This is a genomic window from Arenimonas metalli CF5-1 (genome assembly GCF_000747155.1).
In the GTDB taxonomy this organism is placed as follows: domain Bacteria; phylum Pseudomonadota; class Gammaproteobacteria; order Xanthomonadales; family Xanthomonadaceae; genus Arenimonas; species Arenimonas metalli.
In genome coordinates this window covers 1-11,734 of record NZ_AVCK01000007.1, presented here as the reverse complement: position 1 = coordinate 11,734, position 11,734 = coordinate 1, and the positions used below count along the sequence as shown (strand labels likewise).

Here is an 11,734-nt window from a genome sequence, read left to right as displayed (position 1 = left end):
GCGCTCAAACTTACCCTTGGACATTTCGAGGTACCCGGTAGGATTCAAGGTGGAGGGTGGTGCTCATGACTGGAATCGAACCAGCGACCTCTTCCTTACCAAGGAAGTGCTCTACCGACTGAGCTACATGAGCGAATTCTGTTTGTTGCGGTGTTGCTTCAATCCAATGGAGCGGGAGACGGGAATCGAACCCGCATGATCAGCTTGGAAGGCTGAGGTTCTACCATTGAACTACTCCCGCCCTGCGATGGCTCCCGTTGCCGGGCGTCACTGCGAAAGCTGGTGGAGGGAGGTGGATTCGAACCACCGAAGGCGTGAGCCAGCAGATTTACAGTCTGCCCCCGTTGGCCGCTTGGGTATCCCTCCAGCTAGGGAGCCCGCAATTTTCAGGGTCGCGAAAGGAAATGTCAACGACCTTTTCGCATCCGCGGCCCCGGATCAGACATTGAAGCGGAAATGCAGCACGTCGCCCTCCTGGACGATGTACTCCTTGCCCTCCAGGCGCAGGCGGCCCGCGTCGCGCGCCCCGGCCTCGCCCCGGTACCTGATGAAATCCTCGAAGGCGATGGTCTCGGCCCGGATGAAGCCCTTCTCGAAGTCGGTGTGGATCACGGCCGCGGCCTGGGGCGCGGTGGCGCCCTTGTGGACCTGCCAGGCCCGCACTTCCTTCACGCCGGCGGTGAAGTAGGTCTGCATGCCCAGCAGGGCGTAGCCGGCCCGGATCACGCGGTTCAGGCCCGGCTCCTCCAGCCCCATCTCGGCCAGGAACTCGGCGCGGTCGGCGTCCTCGAGCTGGGACATCTCCTCCTCGATGGCGGCGCTGACGGGCACCACCTGGGCACCCTCCTTCGCGGCCCGGGCCCGGACTAGGTCCAGCATCGGGTTGTTCTCGAAGCCGTCCTCGAGGACGTTGGCCACGTACATCACCGGCTTGAGCGTCAGTAGGAACAGGTCGCGGACCACGGCCTTGTCCTCGGCCGACAGGCCCAGGGCGCGGGCCGGCTGGCCCTGGTCGAGGCCGGCGCGCAGGCGCGACAGCACGTCTTTCCGGACGATGGCGTCCTTATTGCCGGTCTTGGCCTCGCGTTCGGCGCGGTTCAGCGCTTTGTCGACGGATTCCAGGTCCGCCAGGGCCAGCTCGAGGTCGATGGTCTCGATGTCGGCGATCGGGTCCACCTTGCCGGCCACGTGGACGATGTCGGTGTGCTCGAAGCAGCGCACCACGTGGGCGATCGCGTCCACCTCGCGGATGTGGGCCAGGAACTTGTTGCCCAGGCCCTCGCCCTTGGAGGCGCCCGCGACCAGGCCGGCGATGTCCACGAACTCGAAGGAGGTCGGGATGATCTTCTGCGGCTTGACGATTTCGGCGAGCTGGGCCAGGCGCGGGTCCGGCACCGGGACCACGCCGGTGTTGGGCTCGATGGTGCAGAACGGGAAGTTGGCCGCGGCGATGCCGGCCTTCGTCAGCGCATTGAAAAGGGTGGACTTGCCGACGTTCGGCAGGCCGACGATGCCGCATTTGATGCCCATGGTGCTGTCTTCCGGTTCGCGAATGTCCAGGCGCCAGCGGTCCGGGGGACGGCTGGCGGCTGGCGACTCAGGGTTTGGGGGTGTGCAGGCGCTTCATGGCCTCGGGGAAGTCCCCGTTCACGGCCAGGGGCATCACCGCCAGGGCGTCGTCGATGGCGCGCAGGATGCTGGCCTCGTCGTCCTTGCCGGGCTTGCCCAGCACCCAGGGGGTGACCTTGTCCTTGTGGCCGGGATGGCCGATGCCCAGGCGCAGGCGGTGGAACTTGCCGTGCCCGAGGTGCTGCATGGTGTCGCGGATGCCGTTCTGGCCGCCGTGGCCGCCGTCGAACTTGAGCCGGGCCAGGCCGGCGGCCAGGTCCAGGTCGTCGTGGGCGAGCAGGGCCTGTTCGGGCTCGATCTTGAAGTAGCGCAGGGCCGCGGCGACCGAGCGGCCGGAGGCGTTCATGAAGGTGGCCGGACGGAGCAGCCAGACGCTGCGGCCGGCGATCTCGGCCTTGGCGGTCTCGCCGTGCAGCTTGGATTCCAGCCCGAAGCGCGCCCCGGCCTGCGCGGCGAGGGCGTCCAGAAACCAGAACCCGGCGTTATGCCGGGTCCGGGCGTGTTCGGCACCGGGGTTGCCCAGGCCGACGATGAGGCGGAGTTCGCTCACTGCAAGGCTGCCCTCTCCCCGGCCCTCTCCCAGAGGGAGAGGGAGGGGAGGCGGGGCTTACTTCTTCTTCGGGGCCGCCGGGGCGGCGTCCGGCTTGGCGACCTTGGCGGCCGGCACGTCGGCAGCGGCCGGCGCGGACTCTTCCTCGGCCTCGACGCGGGCGTGCTTGGCGATCACGATCGCTAGGTCATGCTCCTTGCCGCCGTGCGCGAGCGCCGGCAGGGTCACGCCCTTGGGCAGCTTGATGTCCGAGAGGTGCATGATGTCGCCCACGGCCAGCTTGGCCAGGTCGACCTCGATGAACTCCGGCAGGTCCTTCGGCAGGCAGCTGACTTCGACTTCGTTGAGCTCGTGGGTGACCACGACGCCCGCCGACTTGCCGGCCGGGGAGGTGTCCTGGTTCACGAAGTGCAGCGGCACCTTGGCGCGCAGGGCTTCGTTCTCGCTGACGCGCAGGAAGTCCAGGTGCAGGATCTGCTGCTTGAACGGATGGCGCTGCATGTCACGCAGCAGGACCTTCTGGACCTTGCCGTCGACGTTCATGTCGAGGATGGCCGAGTAGAACCATTCGTTCTGGCTGGCGATCCAGAGGTGGTTGTGCTCGATCTGGATGCTCTGCGGGTCGGCGTGGCCGCCGTAGACGATGGCCGGCACGTGGCCGCTGCGACGGAGGCGGCGGCTCGCACCCTTGCCCTCGTCCTTGCGGCCGGTGGCCGTGATGTTGTGGTTGGTAGCCATGGTGATGTTGCCTTCTTCAGTGTGGTGCGCCCTTCGGCGCGTTCCGCAGTGCCCGCGACCAGGCCCTGCGTCGTTCCCGGGACCGGGAATCGGGGATCGGCACTCGCGAATGCCGATCCCGGATCCCCTGCCCCGCCTTGCCTCAGTCCACGTACAGCGAACTGACCGATTCGCCGAACGCGACGCGGCGGATGGTTTCCGCCAGCAGCTCGGCGACGCTGAGCTGGCGGATGCGCGGGCAGGCCCGCGCGGCCTCCGACAGCGGGATGGTGTCGGTGACCACCAGCTCGTCGAGCTGCGAATTCGAAACGTTGGCGATCGCCGCGCCCGACAGCACCGGGTGGGTGCAGTAGGCGACGACCTTCTTCGCGCCGTTGGCCTTGAGCGCCGCCGCGGCCGCGCACAGTGTGCCGGCGGTGTCGACGATGTCGTCCACCAGCACGCAGGTCTTGCCCTCGACGTCGCCGATGATGTTCATCACGGTGGCGACGTTGGCCTTCGGGCGGCGCTTGTCGATGATGGCCAGGTCGGCGTCGTCGAGGCGCTTGGCGATCGCGCGGGCGCGCACCACGCCGCCGACGTCCGGCGAGACCACCACCATGTTGTCGGTGCCCTGGCTGCGCCAGATGTCGGCCAGCAGGATCGGCGAGGCGTAGACGTTGTCGACCGGGATGTCGAAGAAGCCCTGGATCTGGTCGGCGTGCAGGTCGACGGTGAGCACGCGGTCGGTGCCGACCGCGGTGAACATCTTGGCGGCGACCTTGGCCGTGATCGGCACGCGCGAGGAGCGCATGCGGCGGTCCTGGCGGGCGTAGCCGAAGTACGGCACCACGGCGGTGACGCTGGCGACGGAGGCGCGCTTGAGCGCGTCGATCAGCACCAGCAGCTCCATGAAGTTCTCGGCCGTCGGCGCGCTGGTGGACTGGATGACGAACACCTCCTGCCGGCGCACGTTCTCCTCGATCTCGACCTGCACTTCGCCGTCGGAGAATTGCCCCACCTGCGCCTTGCCCAGCGGGATGCCGAGCTGGCGGCAGACCGCCAGGGCCAGCGGACGGTTGGCGTTGCCGGTGAAGACGAGCAGGTTCTGCTTGCTCATGGGTATTCCGCCTTGTCGTTCGCTGTCGAGGGACCGTGCTGCGTCCGGTGGATGGCTGGGGCGGTAGGATTCGAACCTACGAAATGCCGGGATCAAAACCCGGTGCCTTAGGCCACTTGGCGACGCCCCACCGCTGGATTGTTCCGCTGCCGGCTCAGCGTGGCGGCAGCGCCCGGTGCAGGGGCGACACCGCGACGCCTTCCGCCACCCAGGCGCGCAGGCCCGGGGGCAGGCGCGACCGCGCGGCCTCGGCGTCGGCGCGCGCGCCGAAGCGCGCGAAACAGCCGCCGCCGGTCCCGGTCAGGGCCGCCGGGCCGAGCTGCGAAAGCGCCTGCAGGGCGGCCTCGACGGCTCCCGAGCGGCGACGCAGCACCGGCTCGAAGGCATTGCCGAGCTCGGAGCCAGAAACGAAGTCGGCAATTGTCGCCGGGGCCGCATCCCGCGTCAAATCAGGGGTTTGGAAAAGTTCGGCGGTGGGCACGCTGACGCCGGGGTCGACCAGCAGGTAGGCCGCCGGCGGCAGCGCCAGCGGCGTCAGCTCCTCGCCCACGCCCTCGGCCCAGGCACTGCGGCCGCGGACGAACACGGGCACGTCGGCCCCCAGCTGCAGGCCGAGCGCCGCCAACCGATCCTCGTCCAGGCCCGCCCGCCAGAGGTGGTTCAGCACGACCAGCACGGTGGCGGCATCCGAGGAGCCCCCGCCGAAACCGCCGCCCAGCGGTATGCGCTTTACAACCTCTATCTCGGCACCTTGGCCGATCTTGGCTTCTTTTTGCAGCAACCTGGCCGCCCGGACCACCAGGTCGTCGGCTTCCGCCACCCCATAGCCGCCGTTGCCGGCGCGGCGGACCGCGCCATCGTCGCGAAGGCGCAGGCGCACCGTGTCACCCCAGTCCAGCAGCTGGAACACGGTCTGCAGGCGGTGGTACCCGTCCGGGCGGCGGCCGACGATGCGGAGGAACAGGTTGAGCTTGGCGGGCGCCGGCCAGTCGCTCCAGGCCCCGGGGTCGGGCGCGGTCACGGCGTTTCCCAGGCATCCACGACCAGGCGCACGCTGGCGTCCTCGCCCTGCCGCGCGAAGATGCGGCGCGGCCGGGCCGGGTCGGCGGCATCCCATTCGCGGTACTCGACCTGCCAGCCCCGCTGGGAAATCAGCGCCGGGAGGCCGCCCGGACCGAATTCGATCGTGGCCGCGCCCTCGGCGCGTGCGCCGCGCGCCCAGGCCGCCAGCGCCTGCACCGGGAGCCGCCAGCCGGTGGCGTCATGCAGCAGGGCTTCGGCATCCGGCCCGCTGAGCGTGCCCTGCTCCAATCCCTCCAGCGTGGCCAGGCCGCCCTGCTGGCGCAGCCGCCAGCTCTTGCCGGTCACGGGCGCCGCCAGCCGGATGTCGAAGTCCTCGCCCTGCTGCCGCCACTCGATGCGGCCGTTGCCGCCCTCGCCGCCCGCACTCACCGCGAGCCGGCCGGACAGCTGCCAGTCTGGCGCCGCGGCCAGCCGGGCCTCGCGCCCGGCCTGCGCCGACAGCAGGACCGCATCCGCCTCCCGCACCGGCGCCGGAACGCAGGCAGCGAGGCCCGCGAGGCAGAGCAGTGCCACGCCGAGTCGTTTCATGGCTTGAAGGTCTCCAGGGCGCGCCGCAGCGCGCGGTTGTCGGGGTCGATCGCGGCGCCCTCGCGCCACAGGCGGCGCGCTTCGTCACGCTGGCCCAGGGTCCAGAGGACTTCGCCAAGGTGGGCCGCGATCTCGGGATCGCGCAGCTTCGCCCAGGCCTGGCGCAGCAACGCCAGCGATTCCTCGCGCTCGCCCAGCCGGAACCGCACCCAGCCCAGGCTGTCCAGGATCGGCGCCGAATCCGGCAGCAGCGCATGCGCGCGCTCGATGTAAGGCAGGGCCTCGGCGTAGGCACCGCGCCGCTCGGCGAGCGTGTAGCCGTAGGCATTGAGCGCCTGCGCATCCGCCGGGTCCTCGGCGAGGATGGCGCGCAGGTCGGCCAGCGCGGCGTCCACCTGGTTGCCGCGCTCGAGCAGCATCGCCCGCGCATACAGCAACACCGGGTCGCCCTCGAACACCGCCAGGCCGCGGTCCAGCGCCAGGCGGGCCTCCCCGGCGCGATCGCCGCGCTCGAGGATGTCGGCTTCGACCAGGTAGCTGTCGCGCACGCGCTCGCCATCGGCGCTGGTGTCGGACTGCAGGTCCTTGAGGCGCTCGATGGCGCGCGCGGGATCGCCGCGGCGATCGTGCAGGCGGGCGAGCCGCAGCAGGGCCAGGTCGCTGCCGGCGCCGTGCGGCACGCCCTGGTACCAACGCTCGGCCTCGTCGAACAGGTCCAGCGCCTCGGCGACGTGGCCGAGCAGCAGCCGGCGCGGCGGCGGCGGCACCGCCCCCGCGGCCCGGAGTTCGGCGTAGAGACGCTGGAGCGCGGCGCGGTCCTCGGCCAGCACCAACCAGGCCGCTCGCTGGCCCAGCGACGCATCGTCCTGCGGGCCTTCGCCGAGGACGTCGGCGGCGCCGCGCAGGTCGCCCTGGCGGGCGAACTCGCTGGCGGCCACGCGCCGCAGCCCGGGCAGGATGGCGCCGGAATCGCGCAGCGCCACCAGTTTTTCGCGCGCCGCGGCGGCCTCGCCGGACTCCCGCAGGCGCGCGATCTCCAGCAGGCGGGCGCGCGGATCCTCGGGGAACCGGGCCATGCCTTCGTCGATGATGCGCTCGGACAGCGTCCGGTCCCTCAACCGCCGGGCCACGCCGGCCCAGCGCAGCCAGGCGGCCAGCTGGTCCGGCAGCGCCCGCTGTTCGAACAGCCCGCGGGTGACGGCGCGGGCGATCACGCCGGCATCGCCGCGCGCCTCCGACAGCACGCCCAGCAGCACTTCGAAGCCCGGATCGCCCAGCGCCAGCAGCGCGCGCGATGCGTCCATGGCGTCATCGTGGTCGCCCTGCCCCAACGAGAGGCGCACGCTGGCGCCATGCATGCCGGCGGCGGCGGGCGCCAGGGCACGCCAGCGGGCCAGGGCGCGCCGCGCGATGTCGGGCTGTTCGCCGACCAGGGCGACCTGGGTCGCGCGCTCGGCCACCGCGGGGTCGCCCGACGCCAGGGCGGCCTGCAGGAAATGACGGGCCGCCGTCGGCAGGTCGCCCTGCTGCAGGGCGAACTCACCGGCCATCACCTCGCCGATCGGCGCCGTGGCGGTCGCCGCGACCGGGCCGGCGAACGCGAGCGCCAGCAGGGCGGGGAAAAGACAATGGCGGCGGTTCATGGGGGTCTGCGCGGCCTGGGGCTAGAATACGGGCCGGATCCCGGAACGAGAGCCCAGCCCGCGAAAGCTTAGCGCACCGCGCCCTTACGCTGGCCCCCGACATGCCCCTGCTCGCCCTTGGCCTCAACCACCAGACCGCGCCGCTCTCGCTGCGCGAGCGGGTCGCGCTCGACGCCGGCCAGCTGCCGGGCGCGCTGGCCGGGCTGTCGGCGGTGCCGGGCGTGACGGAGGCCGCGCTGCTGTCCACCTGCAACCGCACCGAGATCTACGCGCAGGTGGAGGAAGGCCGCGAGGCCGCCGTCGCCGAATGGCTGGCGCGACACCACGGCCTGGCGCCGGAAACGCTGTCGTCCTACCTCTACGAACACCGCGACGACCAGGCGGTGCGCCACCTGTTCCGGGTCGCCACCGGCCTCGACTCGCTGGTGCTGGGCGAACCGCAGATCCTGGGCCAGGTGAAGGAAGCCTGGCAGGCCGCGCGCCAGCACCACGCGCTGCGCACGCCGCTCGACCGCCTGTTCCAGCAGAGCTTCCAGGTCGCCAAGCGCGTGCGCACGGATACCCGCATCGGCGCCCACCCGGTCTCGGTGGCCTACGCCGCGGTGCGCCTGGCGCGCCAGGTCTTCAGCGAACTCGACCGCGCCACGGTGCTGCTGGTCGGCGCCGGCGACACCATCGAACTCGCGGCACGGCACCTGGTGGACGCCAAGGCCCGGCGCCTGCTGGTCGCCAACCGCACGCTCGAGCACGCGCAGGCGTTGGCCAGCCGCCACGGCGGGTACGCGCTGCCGCTGACCGAACTCGACCGCCACCTGCCCGAAGCCGACATCGTCATCACCGCCACCGCCAGCCGCGAACCGGTGCTGCGCACCGCCGCCGTGCAGGCCGCCCTGAAAGCGCGCAAGCATCGCCCGATGTTCCTGCTCGACCTGGCCGTGCCGCGCGACATCGAGGCCGGCGTGGCGCAGTTGCCCGACGTCTACCTCTACACCGTGGACGACCTCGAGCAGGTGATCGAGGAGAACCGCGCCTCGCGCCGCAACGCCGCCGACCAGGCCCAGGCCATCATCGACCTGCAGGTCGAGCATTTCATGGCCTGGTGGCGCGCGCAGGGCCGCCAGGATGCGCTGCGTGCGCTGCGCCAGCAGGGCGAGGCCGCGCGTGAGGACGCACTCGCCCGCGCCCGCGAACTGCTCGCCCAGGGCAAGCCGCCCGAGGAAGCGCTGAAGCTGCTGGCGCACCAGCTCACCAACAAGCTGCTGCACGGACCGAGCACCGCGCTTCGCCAGGCCGCGCTGGACGGCGACCTCGACCTGCTGCGCGCCGCCAGCCGACTTTACGAATCGCCCGATGACGCCCAGCCTCCGCCGTAAGCTCGAAGCCCTGGCCGAACGCCACGAGGAGGTCGGCCGCCTGCTCGCCGACCCCGGCGTGATGGCCGACAACGCCGCTTTCCGAAACCTCTCGCGCGAGTATTCCCAGCTCGCGCCCGTCGCCGAGGGCCTCGCCGAGTGGCGTCGCGCCCAGCAGGACCTGCAGGCCACCGAGGCGATGCGCGCCGACCCGGAGCTGCGCGAACTGGCCGACGAGGAAATCCCGGCGGCGCAGGCGCGGCTGGCCGCGCTCGATGAATCGCTGTCGCTGCTGCTGGTGCCGCGCGACCCGCGCGACGAGGCCAACCTCTTCCTCGAGGTGCGCGCCGGCACCGGCGGCGACGAAGCCGCGATCTTCGCCGGCGACCTGTTCCGCATGTACGCGCGCTACGCCGAGCGCCGCCGCTGGCAGGTCGAGATCGTCTCGGCCAGCGAGGGCGAGCACGGCGGCTACAAGGAAATCGTGGCGCGCATCGAGGGCAAGGGCGCCTACTCGCGCCTGAAGTTCGAATCGGGCACGCACCGCGTGCAGCGGGTGCCCGCCACCGAGTCGCAGGGCCGCATCCACACCTCGGCCGCCACGGTGGCGATCCTGCCCGAGCTCGAGGACATCGACGAGATCGAGATCCGCGACGCCGACCTGAAGATCGACACCTTCCGCGCCTCCGGTGCCGGCGGCCAGCACGTCAACAAGACCGACTCGGCGATCCGCATCACCCACCTGCCCACCGGCGTGGTGGTGGAATGCCAGGACGAGCGCAGCCAGCACAAGAACCGCGCCCGCGCGCTGTCCCTGCTCAAGTCGCGCCTGCTCGACGCCGAGCGCAGCAAGCAGAGCGCCGCGCAGGCCCAGGCGCGCCGCCTGCAGGTCGGCAGCGGCGACCGCAGCCAGCGCATCCGCACCTACAACTTCGCGCAGGGCCGCATCACCGACCACCGGGTGGAAGGCTTGACGCTGTACGCGCTGCCGCAGATCCTCGACGGCGACCTGGACGACCTGGTGGACCGCCTCACCCGCGAGCACCAGGCCGACGAACTCAAGCTGCTGACGGAGGCCGCGTGAGCGCCGGAACCGACTTCATCCCGCTGCACCTGTGCGTGCTGACCGTGTCCGACACGCGCACGGCCGCCAACGACACCTCCGGCGACTACCTGGCGGACGCGCTGCGCGCCGAAGGCCACGTGCTGCACGAGCGCGCCATCGTCCGCGACGACAAGTACGCGCTGCGCGCGCTGGTGTCGCGCTGGATCGCCGACGAGGCGGTGCACGGCATCCTGGTCACCGGCGGCACCGGCTTCACCGGCCGCGACTCCACGCCCGAGGCGCTGGGGCCGCTGCTCGACAAGGAAATGCCCGGCTTCGGCGAAATGTTCCGCACGCTCAGCTACGACGAGATCGGCACCAGCACCCTGCAGTCGCGCGCCTTCGCCGGCCTGGCCAACGCCACCTTCCTGTTCGCCCTGCCCGGCTCCACCTCGGCCTGCCGCACCGGCTGGGAAAAACTCATCCGCGCCCAGCTCGACGCCCGCACCCGGCCCTGCAACCTCGCCAACCTCCGGCCCCGGCTTCGGGAGGGATCCGTGTTCTGACGCGGATCAGAGCGGATGTGCGCGGATAAAGGCGGATAGAGCAAGCAATGAATTTGTTTTCCGCCAACTGCCACCCCTTCGCCATTTCCAACTCAGGTTCTTTTGCCTTATCCGCTTTGATCCGCGTACATCCGCTTTGATCCGCGTTCAAACCGAGGACTGCCATGGCCAAGCTGAAGCGCAAGGAATACGAGCAGGAGCTGGAGAAGCTGCAGGTGGAGCTGAACGCCGCGGCGCGGTGGCTGCAGCACACGGGGAAGCGGCTGCTGGTGGTGTTCGAGGGGCGCGATACCGCCGGCAAGGGCGGCGCCATCAATGCCATCGCGGATTGCCTGAACCCGCGCCAGTGCCACGTGGTGGCGTTGTCCAAGCCCAGCGAGCGCGAGCTCGGCCAGTGGTACTTCCAGCGCTACGTGCCGCACCTGCCGGCGGCGGGCGAGATCGTGCTGTTCGACCGCAGCTGGTACAACCGCGCCGGCGTCGAGAAGGTGATGGGCTTCGCCACGCCCGCGCAGGTGAAGGCCTTCCTGGCACAGGTGCCGGTGTTCGAGCGCCAGCTGGTGGACGACGGCATCCTGCTGTTCAAGTACTGGCTGGCGGTGGACCAGGCCGAGCAGGAGGCGCGTTTCGCCGAGCGCCTGCAGGATCCGCTCAAGCGCTGGAAGCTCTCGCCGATCGACATCAAGGCCCGCGAGAAATACGCCGAGTACGGCCGCGCCCGGGACACGATGTTCAAGGCCACGCACCACCGCTGGGCGCCCTGGCACGTGGTTGATTTCAACGACCAGAAGACCGGTCGCCTGAACCTGATCCGGCACCTGCTCGACCAGCTGCCCGACCACCACGTGGACCCGCTTGCGATCGAATTCCCGCCGCTCGCGGGCAAGCCCGGCAAGGAGCGCTATGCCGGGCCGGTGAAGCCGATCAAGGGCAAGTACTGAGCGGACCCGGTCTTCGGGTCCCGCCTGGCATCGCCGGCGAAGCTCAGCCGGCGGTGGGGGCCGGCGCGCCGGCTTCGGTGATGGCCGCGGCCAGCTCCTGCGAAGTCACCGGGCCCAGGAACTTCTTCGCCACCGCGCCGTCCGGCGCGATCAGGTAGGTCATGGGCAGGCCGCGCGGTGTTTCGAAATCGGCCGGCGGGTCGTACACGTCGAGCAGCGCGATCGGATAGCCGGCGGGCAGCTTGGCGAGGAACTCGCGCATCGCCGCCTCGTCGATTTCCTCGTAGGCCAGGCCGATCACCTTGACGTCGTCGCGGGCGGCGTCGAAGGCGCTGAAGTCCGGGATCTCCTTCAGGCAGGGCTTGCACCACGTGGCCCAGAAGTTCACCACCACCCAGCCGCCGCGCTCGGCCGACAGGTCGAAGGTGCCGTGGTCGAGGGTCTGCACCACGAGGGTCGGGTGGGTGGGCGGGGCGGCCGGGGCATCGGCGGCCTCCGACGGCGCGGCGTCGTCGGCGGGCGCGGGCGCGGCATCCGCCGCCGGCTCCGTGGGCGCGCCC

Annotated in this window: 12 protein-coding genes and 4 tRNA genes; 4 read left to right on the top strand and 12 right to left on the bottom strand. The window is 70.9% G+C overall.

Translation table 11 applies throughout. From position 1 onward, the window contains the following. Positions 1 to 57: 57 nt before the first annotated feature. The 11 genes from N787_RS02250 to N787_RS02200 all read right to left on the bottom strand — a co-directional run bounded on the left by N787_RS02250 (position 58) and on the right by N787_RS02200 (position 7,270). A tRNA-Thr gene (locus N787_RS02250) sits at positions 58 to 133 on the bottom strand. 34 nt (positions 134 to 167) lie between these two features. Beyond that, a tRNA-Gly gene (locus N787_RS02245) sits at positions 168 to 241 on the bottom strand. 39 nt (positions 242 to 280) lie between these two features. Then, positions 281 to 366 (bottom strand) — tRNA-Tyr (locus N787_RS02240). Between the two features lie 72 nt (positions 367 to 438). Next, entirely contained in the window at positions 439 to 1,530 is a 1,092-nt protein-coding gene (gene ychF / locus N787_RS02235; RefSeq protein WP_034210476.1) for a redox-regulated ATPase YchF, read from the bottom strand. Between the two features lie 67 nt (positions 1,531 to 1,597). Then, positions 1,598 to 2,179, bottom strand: coding sequence for an aminoacyl-tRNA hydrolase (gene pth / locus N787_RS02230; RefSeq protein WP_034210475.1), 582 nt, complete (start codon positions 2,177 to 2,179; stop codon positions 1,598 to 1,600). Positions 2,180 to 2,236: 57 nt separating this feature from the next. Continuing rightward, entirely contained in the window at positions 2,237 to 2,917 is a 681-nt protein-coding gene (locus N787_RS02225; protein ID WP_034210473.1) for a 50S ribosomal protein L25/general stress protein Ctc, read from the bottom strand. A gap of 142 nt (positions 2,918 to 3,059) precedes the next feature. Continuing rightward, a complete protein-coding gene (locus N787_RS02220) occupies positions 3,060 to 4,016 on the bottom strand; it encodes a ribose-phosphate diphosphokinase (RefSeq protein ID WP_034210472.1) in 957 nt (318 codons plus the stop codon). A gap of 52 nt (positions 4,017 to 4,068) precedes the next feature. After that, positions 4,069 to 4,146 (bottom strand) — tRNA-Gln (locus N787_RS02215). Between the two features lie 24 nt (positions 4,147 to 4,170). After that, positions 4,171 to 5,037, bottom strand: coding sequence for a 4-(cytidine 5'-diphospho)-2-C-methyl-D-erythritol kinase (ispE, locus tag N787_RS02210; protein ID WP_034210470.1), 867 nt, complete (start codon positions 5,035 to 5,037; stop codon positions 4,171 to 4,173). After that, positions 5,034 to 5,627, bottom strand: coding sequence for a lipoprotein insertase outer membrane protein LolB (gene lolB, locus N787_RS02205; RefSeq protein ID WP_034210468.1), 594 nt, complete (start codon positions 5,625 to 5,627; stop codon positions 5,034 to 5,036). The genes ispE and lolB overlap by 4 nt, the downstream gene beginning before the upstream one ends. Then, positions 5,624 to 7,270, bottom strand: coding sequence for a tetratricopeptide repeat protein (locus tag N787_RS02200; RefSeq protein ID WP_034210467.1), 1,647 nt, complete (start codon positions 7,268 to 7,270; stop codon positions 5,624 to 5,626). Before N787_RS02200 ends, lolB begins: the two co-directional genes overlap by 4 nt. A 101-nt stretch (positions 7,271 to 7,371) precedes the next feature. Between N787_RS02200 and hemA the strand changes: the two genes are divergently transcribed. The 4 genes from hemA (at position 7,372) to ppk2 (ending at position 11,174) form a co-directional block, all read left to right on the top strand. Then, complete coding sequence (hemA, locus tag N787_RS02195; RefSeq protein ID WP_034210466.1) at positions 7,372 to 8,643, top strand: glutamyl-tRNA reductase; 1,272 nt, start codon at positions 7,372 to 7,374, stop codon at positions 8,641 to 8,643. After that, complete coding sequence (prfA, locus tag N787_RS02190; RefSeq protein WP_034210465.1) at positions 8,621 to 9,706, top strand: peptide chain release factor 1; 1,086 nt, start codon at positions 8,621 to 8,623, stop codon at positions 9,704 to 9,706. The genes hemA and prfA overlap by 23 nt, the downstream gene beginning before the upstream one ends. Further along, entirely contained in the window at positions 9,703 to 10,233 is a 531-nt protein-coding gene (gene moaB, locus N787_RS02185) for a molybdenum cofactor biosynthesis protein B (RefSeq protein WP_034210463.1), read from the top strand. Before prfA ends, moaB begins: the two co-directional genes overlap by 4 nt. A gap of 164 nt (positions 10,234 to 10,397) precedes the next feature. Next, on the top strand, positions 10,398 to 11,174 hold the full coding sequence (gene ppk2, locus N787_RS02180; RefSeq protein WP_034210462.1) for a polyphosphate kinase 2: 777 nt from the start codon (positions 10,398 to 10,400) through the stop codon (positions 11,172 to 11,174). A gap of 43 nt (positions 11,175 to 11,217) precedes the next feature. Here ppk2 and N787_RS02175 read toward each other — a convergent pair. Then, a partial coding sequence (locus tag N787_RS02175; RefSeq protein WP_034210460.1) for a TlpA family protein disulfide reductase occupies positions 11,218 to 11,734 on the bottom strand: 517 nt, incomplete at its 5' end.